Origin of the sequence: Pseudomonas sp. LH1G9 (assembly GCF_002949975.1) — a bacterium.
Taxonomy (GTDB): Bacteria; Pseudomonadota; Gammaproteobacteria; order Pseudomonadales; family Pseudomonadaceae; genus Aquipseudomonas; species Aquipseudomonas veronii.
This window is the reverse complement of record NZ_CP026880.1, coordinates 2507498-2526594: the sequence shown is the minus strand read 5'-3', so window position 1 is coordinate 2526594 and position 19097 is coordinate 2507498. Positions and strand designations below refer to the sequence as shown.

Sequence of the window (19097 nt, the reverse complement as noted above, 5' to 3'; positions counted from 1 at the left end):
ACGTTATGCCCCTCAGTCTGGATCGCACCGACAAGGCGCTTTTAAACGCACTGCAAGGCAACGCCCGCTTGACCGTGGCCGAGCTCGCCGAGCGCGTGTCCCTGACCACCTCCCCGTGTTGGCGGCGGGTCAGGAACCTGGAAGAGAGCGGGGTGATCAGCGGTTATCAGGCGATCCTGTCGCCCAAGGCGTTGGGCTATGGGGTGACGGCGTTTGTCAGCATCATGATGGAGAGCCATACCCAGGAAATTGCGCGGGCGTTCGAGCAGCGCTTGCTCGACATTCCGGAAATCGTCGCCTGCCATAACGTCTCGGGGCGCTATGACTTCCTGCTGGAAGTGGTGGCCAAGGACCTGGAGTCGTTTGGCGAATTCGCGCGGGAGGTGTTGCAGACATTGCCGTGCGTCAAAGAGATCTACTCGAGCTTTTCCTACAAATCGGTGCGGCCTTTGCGCGTGATTCCGCTGCCGCGCTGAGGGGCTGAGCCCGTGGGCACATTGGCTACCTGATCTTTGCCGGAATTGGCTATTTCTCCTGAGTGCTGCGCTGACTAATCTGGCCACCAATTTCCAGTGTTCAGGAGCTCTACCATGCAACCCCGTACCGATTTCTACACCGCTTCCCCAGACGCCATGAAAGCCATGCTCGCCCTGGAAACCGCAGTGGGCAAACTGTCCATCGAACTGCCCCTGCTGGAACTGGTGCGCCTGCGCGTGTCGCAGATCAATGGCTGCGCCTTCTGCCTCGACATGCACACCGCCGATGCGCGCAAGGGCGGTGAGACCGAACGCCGCCTGTACACCGTGTCGGCCTGGCGCGAAACGCCGTTCTTCACCCCGCGTGAACGCGCCGCCCTGGCCTGGGCCGAAAGCCTGACCCTGGTCAGCCAGACCCGCGCCGCAGACGAAGACTACAACGCACTCGCCGCCGAGTTCAGTCCCCAGGAACAGGTCGATCTGAGCGTAGCCATCGCCACCATCAACAGCTGGAACCGCCTGGCGGTGGGCTTTCGCAAAATGCCCAAGTAAGCCAGGGGCCGTGGGCGGTCAGAAGTTGACCGAGGCACTCAGGCGCGCTGTCAGCGGCGCGCCCTGGAACAGGTAGTCATCGCCCATGTACTCGCCCGCGTCGCGCCAGTAGCGTTTGTCGAACAGGTTGTCGACGCTCAGGCGAAACACCGTTTCATAGCCATCGACTTTGGTGGTGTAACGGCTGCCGACGTTGACCACCGCATAGTCCCCGACCTCGACGTTGCCGCTGCGGTTGGCGTACTTCTTGGCGCTGTATTGCACGCCGCCCAGGACCGCCAGGCCGTTGACCCACGGCAGCGCATAGTCGGCGTAGACACTGGCGCGCAGCTTGGGCACGTTGATCGCCTGGTGGCCTTCGTAGTCCGGCGTGCCGCTGCCGCTGACCCGCGCCCGAATCGCCGCGACGCTGGTGGCGATCTGCAGGCGGTCGGTGGCCCAACCATTCGCCGACAGTTCCAGCCCGGTGTTCTTCTGTTCGCCTTGTTGCACGTAGGTGAAACTCCCGGCGCCATCCGGCTTGGCGTACTGGTAGGCCTGGCGCGTCTGGAACACGGCCGCGGCGAAGCTGATGCGGCGCCAGTCGTATTTCACGCCGGCTTCGATTTGTCGCGACACGGTCGGGGCCAGGGTCTCGTCCGCGTTGTTCGCGAACCACGGCGCCGTGCCGCCCAGGGACAGGCCCTTGCTGTAGCTGGTGTACAGCGAGATGTTTTCAATCGGCTTATAGATCAGCGAGGCCTGGGGCAGGAACACATATTGCTGAGTGTGGCGCGCCTGGTCACCATTGCTGTCAAAGGCTTGTTCATCGAGGCGCACTTCGCGACCGCCGAGGAGGGTTTGCCACTGCTCGTTGAAGCGGATGCGGTCGGTGACGAACACGCCGTACTGGCGGCTGTCGAGGGTGCGATGGCTGTCGTTCAGCGGTACGTTGGTCGGCGCAAACGTCGGCGCGTCCTGATTGATATTGCCGCTGCCGATGTACTCGTTGACCGCCTTGCGCTTGTCGATCACCCGGCGAAACGCGCTGGTGCCGAAGGTCAATTCATGGCCCAGGCCGGCGGTGTCGAACAGCCCGGTCATGGCCGCCTGCACTTCATCGTCGCGGCGGGTGTCGTCGGGGCTGCGGTAGTCGTAGATGTCGTAGTCACCCTCGGGGCTGAACGTGTTGGTGTTGCACGTGTTCACGTAGAAACAGCCCCAGGCGAACGAACTGTAGTCATCGATCACCACCTTGCTGCGCGCCGCGCTGACACTGCCTTTCCACTGGTCGCTGAAGCGGTATTCGAACTTGCCGTTGAGGTTCAGCGAATCGATACCGACCTGCTTGGAACCGCTTTGATGGCCCAGCAGCTGTTTCGGCGATGCGTCGTGGGGCACTTCGCTGCCGCCCAGCAGTTGGTAGCCCGGCACCGAGCGCTGTTGTTTGTTCTGGTATTCGGCATCCAGTTGCAGTACTGCGTCGGGGCTGATGTTCCAGTCGAACGCCAGGGACAGGAAGTCGCGCTGGCCGTTGGCGTGTTCCACGTAGGAATTGAGGTCTTCATGGGCCACGTTGGCGCGCAGGCCAAACTGCCGCTCGCTGCCGAACCAGCCGCCGACGTCGGTGGCGATATAACCGCTGCCGCGGTCGTCGCTGGACACCGTCACCGAACGCACGTCTTGCGGGCGCTTGGTCACGTAGTTGATCACGCCGCTGGGCTCGGAGATCCCGCTTTGCAGGCCGGCCAGGCCCTTGAGTACTTCCACCTGCTGTTTGTTTTCCAGGGCGACGTTCTGCTCGCCGGTGATGGTGCGGCCGTTGATCTTGTAGCTGCTCGCCGCGTTCAGCGAGAAGCCGCGCACCACGAAGTTTTCGTAGTAGCCGATCGGCGCGTAGCTGTCGCCCACCGAGGCGTCGTTGCGCAGCACTTCGCTGAGCAGGCGGGCTTGCTGGTCCTTGATCAGGGCGGCGTTGATCACGCTGATCGAGGCGGGAGTGTCCAGCAGCGGCGCTTCATTGAAACCGCCGACCGAGGCGGTTTCACTGCGATAACCGGACTCATCCTGGCCCTGGACCTGTACCGCCGGCAGTTCAATTTCCGCAGCCAGGCTGCTGCCGATGCCACCGCTGAGCAGCAGGCCGAGGGCGAAACGTGACGTGACGACGGGGCGAAAACGCAGAACCATGGGGCAAGGCCTTAAAGCGCAGGACGGGGGGCGCATAAGCTAGGCATAAGTGCGTGCATTTACAAGGATTCGCGCATTGAGACATCCGGTCTCAGCGCGCACGCCGATTCATGTGCGCCTCGACAGCCCTGGCGTGCATCTGCGATAGACGAGGCTTCTCTCATCGTTGCAGGAGGTCGTTATGAGTACCGCTGGAAACCTCATCGCTGGAAAAGTTGCGCTGGTGACTGGCGCCGGGCAGGGTATCGGCCGCGCCATCGCCCTGCGCCTGGCACGGGACGGTGCCGATATCGCGCTGGTGGACATCAATGGCGCCAAGCTCGAAGCCGTGGCCGCTGAAATCGTCGCGACAGGGCGCAAGGCCTCGGTGTTCATCGCCGACGTGTCCAAGCGCGAACAGGTGGTGGCCGCCGTCGAACACGCATACCAGACCCTCGGTGGTTTCGACATCATCGTCAACAACGCCGGGGTGGCGCAGATCGATTCACTGCTGGACGTCAGCCCCGAGCAGGTCGAGCGCACCCTGGGCATCAATGTGCAGGGTGTGTTGTGGGGCATCCAGGCCGCCGGCAAGAAGTTCAAGGCGCTCAAGCAGAAGGGCAAGATCATCAACGCCTGCTCGATCGCCGGGCATGAAGGTTTTGCCCTGCTGGGCGTGTACTCGGCGACCAAGTTCGCCGTGCGCGCCCTGACCCAGGCGGCGGCCAAGGAACTGGCCAGCGCCGGGATTACGGTCAATGCTTATTGCCCGGGCGTGGTCGGCACCGATATGTGGGTCGAGATCGACAAGCGCATGGCCGAGATTACCGGCGCCGAAGTCGGTGCGACCTATAAGAAGTATGTGGACGGGATTGCCCTGGGCCGTGCGGAAACGCCTGAGGATGTGGCCGGGCTGGTGTCTTACCTGGCGGGGCCGGATGCGGACTACATGACCGGCCAGTCGCCGTTGATCGATGGTGGGATTGTGTACCGATAACGCGGTTCAAAGGTGGGAGTGGGCTTGCCCGCGAAGGCGGCGGTTCAGTCACGGCATCGGTGGCTGATACACCGCCTTCGCGGGCAAGCCCGCTCCCACATGTTTGACCGTGCTGGGTCAGATATGTTTGCCCGGCATGTCGATGCCCAGTTGGTTGACCCGGCGATACAGGGTCGCCCGCGAAATCCCCAGCGCCTGGGCCGTCGGCGACGGCTTCCAGCGATGCCGGATCAGTGCATCCAGCACCACCTGGCGTTCCGGGCTGACACGTTGTTCCACGTCGGCCTCGAGCCGCTCGCCGCGCACCTCCACGGGCAGGTCAGCCAACTGGATGGTGCCGCCGTCGCACACCGCACAGGCATACGCCAGCACATGGCGCAGTTGTCGCACATTGCCCGGCCAGGCATAGCCGAGCAGTACCTCCAGCGCGGCGGGGCTGATGCCCACGGAGATTGCGCCGCTGTGCGCCTGCTGTTCCAGCAGCCGATTGATCAAGGCCAGCTTGTCGCTGCGCTCGCGCAAGGGCGGCAGGCAGAACCGTGCGCAGCCCAGGCGAAAGTACAGGTCTTCGCGAAAGCGCCCCTCGCTGACCAGCACCGCCAGGTCGCGGTGGCTGGCGCAGATCACCTGGATATCCACCGCACGGGTTTTTGCCGCACCCAGCGGCGCGACTTCACCTTCGGCCAATACCCGCAGCAAGCGCGTCTGCAGAGCCAGCGGCATATCGCCGATTTCATCGAGGAACAGCGTGCCGCCATCGGCCTGCAACAACAGCCCGGGCATGCCCTTGTTCGACGCGCCGGTAAAGGCCCCGGCGACATAGCCGAACAGCTCGCTTTCGATGAGGTTTTCCGGGATCGCCGCGCAGTTCACCGCCACGAAGGGTCCGCCGCGACGAGCGCTGCGCTCATGCAGTTGGCGCGCGAAGACTTCCTTGCCGGCGCCGGTTTCACCCTGCACCAGCACCGGCAGGTTGCGGTCCTTGACCCGCAAGGCCAGGCGCAGGTGTTCTTCCACCCGGGGGTCGACCTGATTGTTTACGGCCTTCGCAGGACGCGCCGGCTTACGCCGCGGCGCGCTGACCCGCACATGCAATGCGCCGGGCTCGCCCAGCCAGTGCAACTGTTGCGCCGATTGATCGGTGACCGCGCGCAACGCATCCAGGTCGAAGACCTCGCCGATATGCGTCGGCACCTGGCCAAAGCGCCGACGCAGGGTCTGGCGCGCCTTGCTGTTCAACGCATGCAGGCGCCCATCCTGGTCCCAGGCCAGCAGCAGGTCGGGCTGGCTGTCGACATAGCCGGGCGTACTGTGGGCCTGGAGCACCCAGTGCTGACGGGCGCTGTGCATGAAGAAGGCATTTTCGATGGCTTGCGCGCTCTGCGCCACCATCTGCCGTACCAGATGCTGGCTGCGCCGGTCATCCGGGGATTTGAGCGCCGAGGCGTCCATCACCCCCAGCAGGTTGCCCTGGGGGTCGAAGATCGGCGCGGCGGAGCAGGTCAGCCCGATAAATGCCGCGCGAAAGTGATCGCGCTTATGCACCGTCACGGCAGCCTTGCTGGTCAGTACCGTGGCCACGCCGCAGGTGCCTTCTTCGGCTTCCGACCAGCAGGTGCCCAGGTACAGGCCGGCCTTGCGGCAATCGGTGCGAATCGCCGTGTCCACGCGGTGGTCGATGGTCTGGCCCTGGGCGTCGGTGAGCATCACGCAGTAGTCGGCATGGCGCACGCGGTGGTGGAGTTGGCCGACTTCTTCGCTGGCGATGTGCATGAACAGTTCGGCGCGCTCACGGCATTCCTTGAGCAGCGGTTCACTGAGAATGCGTGGCCCTTGCAGCGAGCCAGGGTCGAGGTGGTGTTGCTCCATGGAACGGCGCCATGAATCGAAAATCAGCGACGGCACCGGAGCCTGGGGCAGGCGATCGGCATTGCGGATCACGCGACTGACGCAGTCGACATGGTCTTTGGAGTTCGCGGCGAGCATAAGGCCTCCGGTTCTCGATCTTTTGTTGTTATGCCCGCCATTAAGCGCGCATGCGCGCAGGGGGACAAGGGCGGCCTGACCAACTGCCCGGTGTGAGACGCAGCGTCTCATCCGGCCACGCACGCCACGGGCAGGTTGCAATGGCGCGTCTCATTCTGTGGTTGGCGGTCGCCGCCGCACAACCGCGTGGCACTGCTCTAGATCAAGTCTATGCGAGGTTTATCGACGCGTTGGCACAGGCTGTGCTGAAGGTCTTGCAACTGGCTGCAGCCAGCCTTTTGTGTGTCGAGACAACCTGGAGAACAACAAGATGTCCACTCACCTGTCCACTGATCAACTGCTCCATGCCTACACCGTGATGCGTACCATCCGCGATTTCGAGGAACGCCTGCACGTGGAATTCGCCACTGGCGAGATCCCAGGTTTCGTCCACCTGTATGCCGGCCAGGAAGCCAGCGCCGCCGGGGTCATGGCCCACCTCAACGATGAAGATTGCATCGCCTCCAACCACCGTGGCCACGGCCACTGCATCGCCAAGGGCGTGGACGTGTTCGGCATGATGGCCGAGATCTACGGCAAGAAAACCGGGGTGTGCGGTGGCAAGGGCGGTTCCATGCACATTGCCGACCAGGAGAAAGGCATGCTCGGCGCCAACGGCATCGTCGGTGCCGGCGCGCCCTTGGCGGCCGGGGCGGCGCTGGCCTCGAAGCTCAAGGGCAGCCAGGGCGTGGCCGTGGCGTTTTTCGGCGACGGCGGCTCCAACGAGGGTGCGGTGTTCGAGGCCATGAACCTGGCCGCGATCATGAAACTGCCGTGTCTGTTCGTGGCTGAAAACAACGGCTACGCCGAAGCCACCGGCTCGGGCTGGTCGGTAGCGTGCAAAGACATTGCCGAGCGCGCCGTGGGCTTCGGCATGCCGGGGGTGATCGTCGACGGCAATGATTTCTTCGCCGTCCACGCGGCCCTGGGGGTAGCCGTGGAACGTGCGCGCAGCGGCCAGGGGCCGACGCTGGTGGAGGTCAAGTTGAGCCGTTTCTACGGCCACTTCGAAGGCGACGCGCAAACTTATCGCGGCCCCGACGAAGTGAAGAACCTGCGCGAATCCCACGATTGCCTGGTGCTGTTTCGCCAACGCTGCAGCGCCGAAGGCTGGCTCGATGCGGCGCAGTTCGAGCGCATCGACGCGGAGGTCGCGCAACTGATCGAAGACGCCGTGCGCCTGGCCAAGTCCGATCCCAAGCCCCAGGCCGCAGACCTGCTCACTGATGTCTACGTCGCTTACCGCTAATCGCCACCCACTACAAAAATAATCCGTGGAGAATTGATCATGGCTCGCAAAATCAGTTATCAGCAGGCAATCAACGAAGCCCTGGCCCAGGAAATGCGTCGCGACCAGAGTGTGTTCATCATCGGCCAGGACGTGTCCGGCGGCACCGGCTCCCCCGGCGAGCAGGATGCCTGGGGCGGCGTGCTCGGCGTGACCAAGGGCCTGTACCCGGAGTTTCCCGACCGCGTCTTGGATGCACCGTTGTCCGAAATCGGTTACGTCGGCATGGCGGTCGGCGCGGCCACCCGCGGCATGCGCCCGGTGTGCGAGTTGATGTTCGTCGACTTTCTCGGCTGCTGCCTCGACCAGTTGCTCAACCAGGCCGCCAAGTTCCGCTACATGTTCGGCGGCAAGACCGCCACGCCGCTGGTGGTGCGCGCCATGTACGGCGCCGGCCTGCGCGCCGCCGCGCAGCATTCGCAGATGCTCACCTCGATGTGGACGCACATCCCCGGCCTCAAAGTGGTGTGCCCGGCCACGCCCTATGACGCCAAGGGCATGCTGATCCAGGCGATCCGCGACAACGACCCGGTGATCTTCCTCGAACACAAAATGCTCTACAGCCTGCAGGGTGAAGTGCCGGAAGAGCTGTACACCGTGCCTTTCGGCGAAGCCAATTACGTGCGCGAAGGCAATGACGTGACCCTGGTCACCTACGGGCGCATGGTGCATATCGCCCTGGAAGCCGCTGCCAACCTGGCGCGCCAAGGCATCGACTGCGAAGTGCTCGACCTGCGCACCACCAGCCCGCTGGACGAAGACAGCATCCTGGAAAGCGTGGAGAAGACCGGCCGCCTGGTGGTGATCGACGAGTCCAACCCGCGCTGCTCGATCGCCACCGATATCAGCGCGCTGGTCGCGCAGCGCGGGTTTTCGTTCTTGCGCACACCGATCGAAATGGTCACCGCGCCGCACACGCCGGTGCCGTTCTCCGATGCGCTGGAGGATCTGTACATCCCCAACGCAGCGAAGATCGAAGCCGCGGTGTTGAAGATTGCCGATAAGAGGACTGCCGCATGATCCATATCTTGACCATGCCCAAGTGGGGCTTGTCGATGACCGAAGGCCGCGTGGATGTCTGGCTCAAACAGCCGGGCGACCGGGTGGAGAAGGGCGAGGAAGTGCTCGACGTGGAGACCGACAAGATCTCCAGCAGCGTCGAGGCGCCGTTTAGTGGCGTGCTGCGCCGCGTGCTGGCGCTGAGCGACGAGACCTTGCCGGTGGGCGGGCTGCTCGGGATCGTGGTGGAGGGCGAGGCCACGGAAGCCGAGATTGATGCGGTAATCGAAGGTTTCCAGGCCAGCTTCGTGTCGAGTGCGGCCGAGGCGCAAGCGTCCGGGCCCAGCGCGCAGAAAGTCGAGGTGGGCGGGCGGCTGTTGCGTTATCTCGACCTCGGTGAGGGCGGCACGCCGTTGGTGCTGGTCCACGGGTTTGGCGGCGACTTGAACAACTGGCTGTTCAACCACCCGGGGTTGGCGGCGCAGCGCCGGGTGATCGCCCTGGACCTGCCGGGCCATGGCGAGTCGGGCAAGCAACTGCGCAGCGGCGATGCCGACGAGTTGAGCCAGGCGCTGCTGGCGTTGCTCGATCATCTCGCGCTCGACCGCGTCCACCTGGCCGGCCACTCAATGGGTGGCCTGGTCAGCCTGACCGTGGCGCGCCAGGCCCCCGCGCGGGTCGCCTCGCTGACCCTGATCGCCAGCGCCGGGCTCGGCGAAGAGATCAACGCGGACTACTTGCACGGCTTCACCGACGCGACTAACCGCAACGCACTCAAGCCACACTTGATTCAACTGTTCAGCGACCCGGCGCTGGTCACGCGGCAGATGCTGGAGGACATGCTCAAGTTCAAGCGCCTCGAAGGCGTGGATCAAGCGTTGCGCCAGCTCAATGCCCAGCTGTTCGAGGGCGGGCGGCAGCGCCTGGATCTGCGCAATATTGTCGGGCAGCAGCCAAGCCTGGTGATCTGGGGCAGCGACGACGCAATCATCCCGGCCAGACATGCTGAGGGGCTCGAGGCTCAGGTGGAAATCCTGCCGGGGCAGGGGCATATGGTGCAGTTGGAGGCGGCGGAGCGGGTCAACCAGTTGATGGCAACCTTCCTCAACGCCCAGCCTTGATGCAATCCAATGTGGGAGGGGGCTTGCCCCCTCCCACCATTTAGAGTGCATTTCAAAAGTTGGAGGCGGCGGAGCGGGTCAACCCGTTGATGGCAACCTTCCTCAACGCCCAGCCTTGATGCAATCCAATGTGGGAGGGGCGGTGCGACGATTCGACTTGCCCCCGATAGCGGTGTCTCAGTCAATATTCCTGGTGACTGACCCATTGCCATCGGCGGCAAGCCCCCTCCCACTATTTAGAGTGCATTTCAAAAGTTGGAGGCGGCGGAGCGGGTCAACCCGTTGATGGCAACCTTCCTCAACGCCCAGCCTTGATGCAGTCCAATGTGGGAGGGGCGGTGCGACGATTCGACTTGCCCCCGATAGCGGTGTCTCAGTCAATATTCCTGGTGACTGACCCATTGCCATCGGCGGCAAGCTCCCTCCCACCATTTAGAGTGCATTTCAAACGGCGCGCTTGAGAGTTTCGCTCGGCAGCTCCTTGAACAACGCCCGGTAGCTATTGGAAAACCGCCCCAAATGCCAGAACGACCAGTTCATCGCCACTTGCGCCACTGTGGCCGCGGCTGAACTCAACAACTCCCGCCGCGCCCCGTTCAAGCGGCGCAAACGCAGCCACTGCGCCGGGCTCATTCCGGTGTAGGTCTTGAAGCCTTGTTGCAACTGGCGCAACGGCACGCCGGCGATCTGCGCCAGTTCCAGCAGGTTGACGGTGTCATCCGGTGCATCGACCGCCCATTCGCCGATGCGCGTCATCAGCCGGCGCTCTTCGCTGCGGCGCTGCAATGACTGGCGGTCCAGGCATACGCAGGCGTTGTCGAGAATGAACAGGCAATCGTCGAGCAACTGCTGGGTGAGGGCATCGCGGCTGATCGGGTCGGTGGTGCCGGACAACCGTGTGAGCGTGCCACTGAGCCAGCGGCTGAACAACGCATTCTGCTGGCAGGTCAGCGGCGCCATGAACAACCCTTCGAGTTTCGCCACATCCAACCGATGGCGCTGCACGAACTGCGGCCCGAATACCACCGCCACTTCACGGTAGTTCTCCGGGGTGATCCAGGTGTTGCGGCTCTCGCCATTGAGCAGGTACAGCGTGTTGTCGCTGCCGTCGAAACAGAACGCCAGGGCCCCCGGCGGCGCGTTGAAATGCTGCTCCACCCGGGTGTTCATGCTCTCTTCGTAGACCTCCACGCCGTGCAGGTCGAGGTAGCGGATCTGCCCGGCAAAATGCCCGGGGGACATCTGCTGGTAGTGCTGCACCCAGCCGGGTGTCGCACGGCATTGAGCGGCCACATCACCGGTGGTGAAGGCCTGTACGCGCAAAGCGGTTGCCTGTGTCATGGGGGGAACCTGCTCGCACTCTATTGGTGCGTTGTGTTCGGAGCAAAGTGGATAGATGCCGTGGCGCGGCGAGCCCAAGATAGACCTCAATGCGCCGGGAGTACAAGCCGGTGCAGTCTCCCACCCATGACGAGGTCCTTATGAACGCCCCCTTCGATCAGCTGTCCGCCTGGCTGAAAGAACACAAGATTACCGAGGTCGAATGCGTGATCAGTGATTTGACTGGCATCGCACGCGGCAAGATTGCGCCCACCAACAAGTTCCTGCATGAGCGAGGCATGCGCCTGCCGGAAAGTGTGTTGCTGCAAACGGTAACCGGGGACTTTGTCGACGACGATGTCTACTACGACCTGCTCGACCCGGCCGACATCGACATGGTCTGCCGCCCGGTGGCCCACGCGACCTACGTGGTGCCATGGGCGATTGAACCGACCGCCATCGTGATCCACGACACTTTCGACAAGCAGGGTAACCCCATCGAACTGTCGCCGCGCAACGTGCTGAAAAAGGTGCTGCAGCTCTACGCCGAGCAGGGCTGGCAGCCGATTGTCGCGCCGGAAATGGAGTTCTACCTGACCCAGCGCTGCGATGACCCGGACCTGCCGCTGAAAACCCCGGTCGGCCGCTCCGGGCGGGCCGAAACCGGTCGCCAGTCGTTCTCCATCGACGCCGCCAACGAGTTCGACCCGCTGTTCGAAGACGTCTACGACTGGTGCGAAGCCCAGGGCCTGGACCTCGACACGCTGATCCACGAAGACGGCCCGGCGCAGATGGAAATCAACTTCCGCCACGGTGACGCCCTGGATCTTGCCGACCAGATCACCGTGTTCAAACGCACCCTGCGCGAAGCCGCGCTCAAGCACAATGTGGCCGCGACCTTCATGGCCAAGCCAGTGGCCGACGAGCCGGGCAGCGCCATGCACCTGCACCAGAGCGTGGTCGACATCGCCACGGGCAAGCCGGTGTTCGTCGACGCCGACGGCCAGATGAGCACGCTGTTCCTGCACCACATCGGCGGCCTGCAGAGGTACATCCCCAAGCTGCTGCCGATGTTTGCGCCCAACGTGAATTCGTTCCGCCGCTTCCTGCCGGACACCTCGGCGCCGGTCAACGTGGAATGGGGCGAAGAAAACCGCACTGTCGGCCTGCGCGTGCCGACATCGAACCCCGACGCCATGCGCGTGGAAAACCGCCTGCCCGGCGCGGATGCCAACCCGTACCTGGCGATCGCCGCCAGCCTGTTGTGTGGCTACCTGGGCATGATCGAAAAGATTGAGCCGAGCGCGCCGGTGGAAGGCCGCGCCTATGAACGGCGCAACCTGCGCCTGCCGATCACGCTCGAGGATGCGCTGGTGCGTATGGAAGAGTGTGCGACGGTCAAGCAATACCTGGGCGACAAGTTCGTGCGCGGCTACGTCGCGGTCAAACGTGCCGAGCATGAGAATTTCAAGCGGGTGATCAGTTCCTGGGAGCGTGAGTTCCTGCTGTTGAGCGTCTAAACAATCATAAAGGGGTGTCGATATGCGTCTGATGAAAAAACTTCTCCCGCTGGCCCTGGTGGCAGCATTCAGCAGCGCCGCGCAGGCGGAGCCGACGGTCAGTGTCTACAACTGGACCGATTACATTGGCGAAACCACCTTGGCCGACTTCCAGGCCAAGACGGGGATCAAGGTGATCTACGACGTGTTCGACTCCAACGAAACCCTGGAGGGCAAGCTGCTGGCGGGGCGCACCGGGTATGACGTGGTGGTGCCGTCCAACCACTTCCTGGCACGCCAGGTCAAGGCCGGCGCGTTCCTCAAGCTCGACCGCGCGCAGTTGCCCAATTTCAAGAACCTCGACCCCAAGCTGCTTAAGCTGCTGGAGAAAAACGACCCGGGCAACGCGCACTCGGTGCCGTACCTGTGGGGCACCAACGGCATCGGCTACAACGTCGACAAGGTCAAGCAGGTGCTCGGCATCGACCATATCGATTCGTGGGCGGTGCTGTTCGAGCCGGAGAACCTCAAGAAGCTCAACCAGTGCGGCGTGGCCTTCCTCGACTCGGCGGATGAGTTGTTCCCGGCGATCCTCAACTACATGGGCAAGGACCCGCGCAGCGAGAACCCTGAAGACTACAAACAGGCGCAAGCCAAGCTGTTGACGCTGCGGCCTTACATCACCTACTTCCATTCCTCCAAGTACATCTCGGATTTGGCCAACGGCGATATCTGCGTGGCGTTCGGTTATTCCGGCGACGTGTTCCAGGCCGCCAACCGCGCCAAGGAAGCCAAGAACGGGGTGAACATTGCCTATTCGATTCCCAAGGAAGGCTCCAACCTGTGGTTCGACCTGCTGGCGATCCCCGCCGATGCGAGCAACCCAAAAGCAGCCCACGCGTTTATCAACTACCTGCTCGACCCTGAAGTCATCGCCAAAGTCAGCGCCTCGGTCGGCTATGCCAACGCCAACCCGGCAGCCAATGCCTTCATGGACCCGGAACTGGTGAACAACCCTGAGGTGTACCCGTCCCAGGCCGTGCTCGACAAACTCTATATTTCCACCACGCCGACCCCGGCGACCATGCGCCTGATGACCCGCGCCTGGAGCAAAGTGAAGACCGACAAATGATCCAATCGAACGACCACGCCCGGTCCTATTACCGGGCCTCGGCCAATGCCATGCCCGAGCGTCCGGCCTTGGCCGCCGACTTGAGCGCGGATGTGTGTGTGATCGGCGGTGGGTTCACCGGGGTCAATACCGCCATCGAACTGGCCCAGCGCGGGCTGTCGGTGATCCTGCTGGAGGCGCGGCGCATCGGTTGGGGCGCCAGCGGGCGCAACGGCGGGCAATTGATTCGCGGCATCGGCCACGATGTGTCGGGCTTTGCCAAGTATGTGGGCGAGGAGGGCGTGCGTTATCTGGAGCGGGCCGGGATTGATTCGGTCACGTTGGTGGGTGAACGCGTTCGCACGCAGGGTATCGACTGCGACCTGCGCTGGGGTTTTTGCGAACTGGCCAATACCGCGGCGCAGTTCGCCGCGTTCAAGGGCGAGCAGGAGCGCCTGTCGGCGCAGGGCTACAACCATGAGGTCCGTGTGGTGGGTCCGCAGGATATGCACCAGGTCGTCGGCTCGCAGGTCTATGCCGGCGGCCTGGTGGACATGGGGTCCGGGCACCTGCACCCATTGAATCTGGTGTTGGGCGAGGCGCGGGTCGCTGAGTCCCTGGGGGTGCGGATTTTCGAGCAGACCCCAGCGTTGGAACTGCTCCACGGCGACACCGTGCAGGTACGCTGCGCCGGCGGCACGGTGCGCGCCAGCAACCTGGTGCTGGCCTGCAATGCACACTTGGAGGCGTTGGAGCCGCGCTTGAGCGGCAAAGTACTGCCTGCCGGCAGCTACATCATCGCCACCGAACCGTTAACGGAAGGGCTGGCCGAGCAATTGATCCCGCAGAACCTGGCGCTGTGCGACCAGAAAGTCGGCTTGGACTACTACCGACTGACCGCCGACCGCCGCCTGTTGTTCGGCGGCGCCTGCCATTATTCGGGGCGTGATCCGCAGGACATTGCCGCGTATATGCAACCGAAGATGCTCACGGTATTCCCGCAACTGGCCAATACCGCGATCGAGTTCCAGTGGGGCGGCAAGATCGGCATCACCGCCAACCGCTTTCCCCAGGTCGGGCGGCTAAAACAGTACCCGAACGTGTTGTATGCCCAGGGCTATTCCGGCCATGGGCTGAACGTGAGCCATTGGTGTGCGCGGCTGCTGGCTGAAGCCATCCATGCCGGGCACAGCCAGGGCCTGGAGGTGTTCAGCCAGGTGCCGCACATGACCTTTCCGGGCGGCAAACTGTTGCGCTCGCCGTTGTTGGCGTTGGGCATGCTGTGGTATCGGTTGCGGGAGACCCTGCAGTGATGAGCTGCCGCCGCATGGGGGCGGCTGGATTGAGCCGCACCTAAGGCCGCAAGAAAAACCGCTTTTCCTCGTCATGGCAAGGTTGCACCTACGGCCCTGTAGTTGAGCGTGGAATCGGTTGCTGTGCCATACACGATCGCCCCGGAGCGCGTAATGCCCTCCAGCCGGCTCATCCGTCCGCCCAAAAGCGGGGTGATCGCTACGGTGCTGTTGACGCCGTCCCAGTAGGCGCCGCTGGGATATTGGTTGGCATCGAAACTGTTCAAGGCGACGGTGTCGTTATCCGCCAAACCCACCGCGTTGGTCTGGGCGCTGCCAGGCAGCGGCTGGATCGACTGCACGCTGAACGAGTTGGTGGGGTCTGGCCAAAAGAGTGCTTTCTCGAAACCCGACGGGTCCCTGCCATACGCGAGTATATGCCCGGGGTTGTTGATCGACACCGCGTAATTCTGCGCATTGAGGGGCATGGTCAGCAGCAGGGGCGCGCTGCTGGGTGTTCCCCAGAATGCCGTTTGCGGCACATCGCCGGTAGCGCCGCTGAACACGCAGGTACCGACCACCTGAAGCTGATCGTTCATGCCCACCGCCCAGCAATAGCTGGCGCCGGAGGGGCTGGCCAGCGCGGTCAACACGTAGCTGCTGCCGTTCCAGGTGGCGACGGTGGGTTTGGGCGTGGCATTGGCCCCCGGACAGTTCATGACGACACTGGGATAGCCGTTGATCAAGGTGTTGTTCACGTCGACCCCGGCACAGTTGTCGCCATAACTGGAAACGCGCTGCGGCGTGGCATTGCCCGGGGTATACAGCACCACGGTTGCCTGTAACGTGGCGCTGATGCTTTGAGCCAGGGCAGCGCCTAGCGGGTTCAGGGCGGTGGGTACGGTCTGGACATCGGCGGGTCGCAGCAGGGGAAATAGCAAGGTGCCAGGCAAGGGGGCCGTCGCCGTCGGCAGGCCACTGGGCGTCGCTGCATTCCAGAACACGGCAAAACTGAGATTGGCGGCGTTGGCGCAACTTCCCAGCATCCAGCCACTGTTAGCGATTGCCTCGACGCTGCACGGTTGCCCGTTCACCAGCGGCGGCAAGACCTGTTGAGGGCCGCTCAGCGATGCGGCGTACCAAGGATTGCTGTTGGCGCTGACCGTAGCGGATGAACAATTGCCCACGGCCTGCGCGCTATCGTTGACGCTACTGGTTGAACATTGCGCCCCGGCCGCACTGCCCGAGTCGACGTATGTGGCGGCACTGGCGGTTACACCATAGCCGTACAGCAGCGAGGCGCCGAGCAGTGTCAGCGCAGTGATCGAGGTTTTGAAATAACGCGGCATGATGAGTCCCTCCCTGGAGTGTTTTACCTGTCGGTGCCGTATGGGCAGGCGCCGGTTGCGTACCAGTAAACGCTGGAGATGGGGGCGTTACAACTGTCATTTCTAACAGGTACAGAACGAGTGGCTGTGCGTTAGCATCGGTATTTTTGTGCCCTGCGGGCCGTCCAGGCACGCAGATGATTTCAGTGGTCCGGTACGGCATGGCATCAATCTCGAGCATCCATCGCGCCACGAATAGGGGGTGAAGTGACGAATCGGCTGGCGTACATTGTTCAACCCCGGTCGCCAGCAACTGTCGGTGCGACAGATCTGGCGATCTGAATTGTTTATTGTCTGGAGTATTGATTGTGCCTACAGCTTCTTCTGTCATTGAAGTTCCGGTTTCGGCCGATCAGGTGTGGCAATTGGTCGGCGGTTTTGACGCGCTGCCGGACTGGCTGCCATTGATCGTCGAGAGCAAGCCGGGCGACGGCGGGCGCCTGCGTCACCTGAAGACCGCCGATGGCGGCGTGGTGGTGGAGCGCTTGCAGACCTTTGATAACGGGGCCCGCACTTACAGCTACAGCATCGAGGAGTCGCCGTTTCCGGTGAGTGCCTACCTGGCGACGTTGCGGGTCGAAGCCCTGACGGAATCGTCGGCGAAGGTGACGTGGTCGGGCGTGTTCACCCCGGTGCCGGGCACCACCGACGAGGCGGTGGAGGCTTTGTTTGCCGGCGTGTACCGCGGTGGGCTTGAGGCGCTGCGCGCCAACTTCCCGGCTTGACCTGATCGATCGGGCAACCGACGCCCAATGTGGGAGGGAGCAAGTCCCCTCCCACCGTTTCGATCGGTGTCGTGTCTGGTTTATTTGGGCATCAGTTGCTGGCGACACTCCAGCACCAACCGCGCACCGCCGCGTTGGCTGGTGCCAACGTCCAGATTGAAACCGTGCAGGTTGATGATCGCCGCGACAATCGACAAGCCCAGCCCAAACCCACCTTGCTGGTCGCTTTCATCCACGCGATAGAACCGCTGGAACACCGCCTTGCGTTCCGCTGTTGGGATGCCGGGGCCGGAGTCGTGGACTTCGATACGCGTGCTGCCCGCATCGTTGACCGCGCGCAAAATCACTTCGCCGCCCGCTGGGGTGAACTTGATCGAGTTGCTCAGCAGGTTGGCCAGGGCCTCGAACAGCAAGGCCCGGTCGCCGGTGATCCAGGGCAGGGATGGCGGGGTGTCGAGCACCAGTTGCAGTTCGCCTTCCTCGGCCAGGGGCAGGTAGAAGTCGTGCAGTTCGCGCAGCAGCGGCAGTGGGTCCATCACCAGGAAGCCCGAGCGGCGTTGGTGGTCTTCCAGTTCCGAGATCCGCAACAACCCGCGAAAGCGCGCCATCAGCGTGTCGGTCTCCGCGATGGCGTCGTCCAGCTGCACCGCGTGGGCCGAGTCGTGTTCGGCTTGTTGCTTGATGCGATAGAGCTGCGCGCGCAAGCGGGTGAGCGGGGTGCGCAGGTCGTGGGCGATGTTGTCGCACACGCCTTTGACCTCGTTCATCAGCTTCTCGATGCGGTCGAGCATGGCGTTGACGATGGCGGCGAGCATGTCCAGTTCGTCACGCCGGTTCGACAGCGGCAGGCGATGGGTGAGGTCGCCGGCGACGATGGCCTCGGCGCTGGCCTGGATCCCGCGAATCCGTCGCAATGGGCGGCGGCGCAGCAAATGCCAGCCGGCGGCGCCGGGGATGATGGTCAGCGACACCGCCCACAGCAGCGCGTGCCAGATGATCCGGGTTACGCCGAACAGCGAACCGTTGGCGCGCACCAGCACCAGCCAGCGGCCATCGGCGGTGTGGGTGACCACGGCGTCGCAGCTGTCTTTGGGCAGTTTCGGGTCGTCGGAGTCGACGCAATTGGCCAGGGCGTGGATCTTGCCGTCCAGGGGCAAGTCGGGTGGTATCGCCTGGATCGGTCCGTTCAATGGGCGAAATTGCGCATCGAACAGGCCATAGGCGTCCACGCCCTTCATGTCGAAGGTCATGCTGGTGGTCAGGGCTTCCAACAGTTCTTCGCCGTCGAACCGCTGGAACAGGTGCTGGCGCTGCATCAGCGAATGGCGCGAGAGGTCGCTGAGGTAACCGGATACCTCGTAATACAGCACCCCCATGAGGATGCAGCTCCAGGCCACGAACAGTGAACTGTACAGCGCCAGCAAGCGGCTGCTGGAGGAACGCCAGCCCTTAGAGGGGTTCAGCAATGACATACCCGGAACCTCGTACCGTGCGGATCAGCGGCGTGAGGCCCGGTGGATCGATCTTCTTGCGCAGGCGACCGATGTGGACATCGATCAGGTTGGTCCCGGGATCGAAGTGATAACCCCAGACTTCCTCGAAGATCATCATCCGCGACAGGATCTGCCCGGTGTTGCGCATCAGGAATTCCAGCAGTTTGTATTCAGTGGGCAGCAGGCTCAGCGGCTGCTCGGCGCGGCTGGCTTCACGGCTGATCAGGTTCAGCTCGAGGTCGGCCACGCGCAGGGCGGTTTCGAATTCCTTGACCGTGCTTTTGCGCCGCAGCAGCACTTCAACGCGGGCGGCCATTTCATCGGAGGCGAACGGCTTGGTCAGGTAGTCATCCCCACCGGCGCGCAGGCCGCGCACCCGCTCGTCGACATCGGAGAGCGCGCTGATCATCAGGATCGGCGTCGACACGCCGATGGTGCGCAGGGTGGTGACGATGGCCAGGCCATCGAGTTCCGGCAACATACGGTCGAGGGTGATCAGATCGTAATCACCACTCACGGCGCGGACCAGGCCTTCGCGGCCGTTGTCCACCCAATCTACGTCCAGTCCATGGCTACTCAGCTCGGCGACGATCTCGCGGGCCGTTACGGCGTCATCCTCAATGGTCAAAATGCGGGTCATAGGATTACCTGGTGAGCGATTCA

Annotated in this window: 16 protein-coding genes; 10 read left to right on the top strand and 6 right to left on the bottom strand. The window is 63.2% G+C overall.

The features are described 5' to 3' along the window. The first annotated feature begins 5 nt into the window (after positions 1-5). Together C5F70_RS11645 and C5F70_RS11640 are read left to right on the top strand one after the other, a co-directional pair. The gene (locus tag C5F70_RS11645; RefSeq protein WP_017846578.1) at positions 6-476 is read left to right on the top strand and encodes an Lrp/AsnC family transcriptional regulator; all 471 of its coding nucleotides are present in this window, start codon (positions 6-8) and stop codon (positions 474-476) included. A 114-nt stretch (positions 477-590) separates the two neighbouring features. After that, positions 591-1028: a carboxymuconolactone decarboxylase family protein gene (locus C5F70_RS11640; RefSeq protein ID WP_017846577.1), complete on the top strand. Its 438-nt coding sequence runs from the start codon at positions 591-593 to the stop codon at positions 1026-1028. Positions 1029-1046: 18 nt separating this feature from the next. On the opposite strand, the gene C5F70_RS11635 is transcribed toward C5F70_RS11640, so the two are convergent. Continuing rightward, on the bottom strand, positions 1047-3197 hold the full coding sequence (locus C5F70_RS11635; RefSeq protein ID WP_104903358.1) for a TonB-dependent siderophore receptor: 2151 nt from the start codon (positions 3195-3197) through the stop codon (positions 1047-1049). A 181-nt stretch (positions 3198-3378) separates the two neighbouring features. On the opposite strand from C5F70_RS11635, the gene C5F70_RS11630 reads away from it, so the two are divergent. Then, complete coding sequence (locus C5F70_RS11630; RefSeq protein ID WP_104903357.1) at positions 3379-4173, top strand: acetoin reductase; 795 nt, start codon at positions 3379-3381, stop codon at positions 4171-4173. Positions 4174-4290: 117 nt separating this feature from the next. On the opposite strand, the gene C5F70_RS11625 is transcribed toward C5F70_RS11630, so the two are convergent. After that, positions 4291-6159 (bottom strand): sigma-54-dependent Fis family transcriptional regulator, encoded by a 1869-nt coding sequence (locus tag C5F70_RS11625; protein WP_104903356.1) that lies wholly within the window; start codon positions 6157-6159, stop codon positions 4291-4293. A gap of 310 nt (positions 6160-6469) precedes the next feature. On the opposite strand from C5F70_RS11625, the gene C5F70_RS11620 reads away from it, so the two are divergent. From C5F70_RS11620 to C5F70_RS11610, 3 genes are read left to right on the top strand one after another with little or no spacing between them, the layout of a single operon-like run. Beyond that, positions 6470-7447 carry a thiamine pyrophosphate-dependent dehydrogenase E1 component subunit alpha gene (locus tag C5F70_RS11620; protein WP_102618898.1) on the top strand — a complete coding sequence of 326 codons (978 nt, stop codon included), beginning with the start codon at positions 6470-6472 and terminating at the stop codon, positions 7445-7447. A gap of 39 nt (positions 7448-7486) precedes the next feature. Beyond that, positions 7487-8506 (top strand): alpha-ketoacid dehydrogenase subunit beta, encoded by a 1020-nt coding sequence (locus C5F70_RS11615; RefSeq protein ID WP_104903355.1) that lies wholly within the window; start codon positions 7487-7489, stop codon positions 8504-8506. Then, positions 8503-9606, top strand: coding sequence for an acetoin dehydrogenase dihydrolipoyllysine-residue acetyltransferase subunit (locus C5F70_RS11610; protein WP_046489018.1), 1104 nt, complete (start codon positions 8503-8505; stop codon positions 9604-9606). Before C5F70_RS11615 ends, C5F70_RS11610 begins: the two co-directional genes overlap by 4 nt. 444 nt (positions 9607-10050) lie before the next feature. Here C5F70_RS11610 and C5F70_RS11605 read toward each other — a convergent pair whose 3' ends face one another. Continuing rightward, a complete protein-coding gene (locus C5F70_RS11605) occupies positions 10051-10947 on the bottom strand; it encodes a helix-turn-helix domain-containing protein (RefSeq protein WP_017846569.1) in 897 nt (298 codons plus the stop codon). A gap of 140 nt (positions 10948-11087) precedes the next feature. Between C5F70_RS11605 and C5F70_RS11600 the strand changes: the two genes are divergently transcribed. The 3 genes from C5F70_RS11600 to C5F70_RS11590 are packed head-to-tail and all read left to right on the top strand — an operon-like array spanning position 11088 to position 14849. Then, on the top strand, positions 11088-12446 hold the full coding sequence (locus tag C5F70_RS11600) for a glutamine synthetase family protein (protein ID WP_026139969.1): 1359 nt from the start codon (positions 11088-11090) through the stop codon (positions 12444-12446). Positions 12447-12468: 22 nt separating this feature from the next. After that, the gene (locus C5F70_RS11595; RefSeq protein ID WP_079444059.1) at positions 12469-13557 is read left to right on the top strand and encodes a polyamine ABC transporter substrate-binding protein; all 1089 of its coding nucleotides are present in this window, start codon (positions 12469-12471) and stop codon (positions 13555-13557) included. Beyond that, entirely contained in the window at positions 13554-14849 is a 1296-nt protein-coding gene (locus C5F70_RS11590; protein ID WP_104903354.1) for an FAD-binding oxidoreductase, read from the top strand. Before C5F70_RS11595 ends, C5F70_RS11590 begins: the two co-directional genes overlap by 4 nt. Positions 14850-14920: 71 nt before the next feature. Here the strand turns inward: C5F70_RS11590 and C5F70_RS11585 are convergent, their stop codons facing one another. Then, the gene (locus C5F70_RS11585) at positions 14921-16177 is read right to left on the bottom strand and encodes a hypothetical protein (protein ID WP_104903353.1); all 1257 of its coding nucleotides are present in this window, start codon (positions 16175-16177) and stop codon (positions 14921-14923) included. A gap of 347 nt (positions 16178-16524) precedes the next feature. Here C5F70_RS11585 and C5F70_RS11580 point away from each other — a divergent pair, with 347 nt between their 5' ends. Beyond that, positions 16525-16941 carry an SRPBCC family protein gene (locus C5F70_RS11580; protein WP_104903352.1) on the top strand — a complete coding sequence of 139 codons (417 nt, stop codon included), beginning with the start codon at positions 16525-16527 and terminating at the stop codon, positions 16939-16941. Between the two features lie 80 nt (positions 16942-17021). On the opposite strand, the gene C5F70_RS11575 is transcribed toward C5F70_RS11580, so the two are convergent. Next, positions 17022-18413, bottom strand: coding sequence for a HAMP domain-containing sensor histidine kinase (locus C5F70_RS11575; protein ID WP_104903351.1), 1392 nt, complete (start codon positions 18411-18413; stop codon positions 17022-17024). Next, a complete protein-coding gene (locus C5F70_RS11570) occupies positions 18391-19074 on the bottom strand; it encodes a response regulator transcription factor (RefSeq protein ID WP_003219726.1) in 684 nt (227 codons plus the stop codon). The genes C5F70_RS11575 and C5F70_RS11570 overlap by 23 nt, the downstream gene beginning before the upstream one ends. Positions 19075-19097 lie beyond the last annotated feature (23 nt).

Coding starts and splice junctions, on each gene's coding strand:
- C5F70_RS11605 (WP_017846569.1), bottom strand. CDS start 10,947: ATGACACAGGCAACCGCTTTGCGCGTACAGGCCTTCACCACCGGTGAT.
- C5F70_RS11620 (WP_102618898.1), top strand. CDS start 6,470: ATGTCCACTCACCTGTCCACTGATCAACTGCTCCATGCCTACACCGTG.
- C5F70_RS11640 (WP_017846577.1), top strand. CDS start 591: ATGCAACCCCGTACCGATTTCTACACCGCTTCCCCAGACGCCATGAAA.
- C5F70_RS11595 (WP_079444059.1), top strand. CDS start 12,469: ATGCGTCTGATGAAAAAACTTCTCCCGCTGGCCCTGGTGGCAGCATTC.
- C5F70_RS11600 (WP_026139969.1), top strand. CDS start 11,088: ATGAACGCCCCCTTCGATCAGCTGTCCGCCTGGCTGAAAGAACACAAG.
- C5F70_RS11625 (WP_104903356.1), bottom strand. CDS start 6,159: ATGCTCGCCGCGAACTCCAAAGACCATGTCGACTGCGTCAGTCGCGTG.
- C5F70_RS11590 (WP_104903354.1), top strand. CDS start 13,554: ATGATCCAATCGAACGACCACGCCCGGTCCTATTACCGGGCCTCGGCC.
- C5F70_RS11645 (WP_017846578.1), top strand. CDS start 6: ATGCCCCTCAGTCTGGATCGCACCGACAAGGCGCTTTTAAACGCACTG.
- C5F70_RS11610 (WP_046489018.1), top strand. CDS start 8,503: ATGATCCATATCTTGACCATGCCCAAGTGGGGCTTGTCGATGACCGAA.
- C5F70_RS11575 (WP_104903351.1), bottom strand. CDS start 18,413: ATGTCATTGCTGAACCCCTCTAAGGGCTGGCGTTCCTCCAGCAGCCGC.
- C5F70_RS11585 (WP_104903353.1), bottom strand. CDS start 16,177: ATGCCGCGTTATTTCAAAACCTCGATCACTGCGCTGACACTGCTCGGC.
- C5F70_RS11570 (WP_003219726.1), bottom strand. CDS start 19,074: ATGACCCGCATTTTGACCATTGAGGATGACGCCGTAACGGCCCGCGAG.
- C5F70_RS11630 (WP_104903357.1), top strand. CDS start 3,379: ATGAGTACCGCTGGAAACCTCATCGCTGGAAAAGTTGCGCTGGTGACT.
- C5F70_RS11615 (WP_104903355.1), top strand. CDS start 7,487: ATGGCTCGCAAAATCAGTTATCAGCAGGCAATCAACGAAGCCCTGGCC.
- C5F70_RS11635 (WP_104903358.1), bottom strand. CDS start 3,197: ATGGTTCTGCGTTTTCGCCCCGTCGTCACGTCACGTTTCGCCCTCGGC.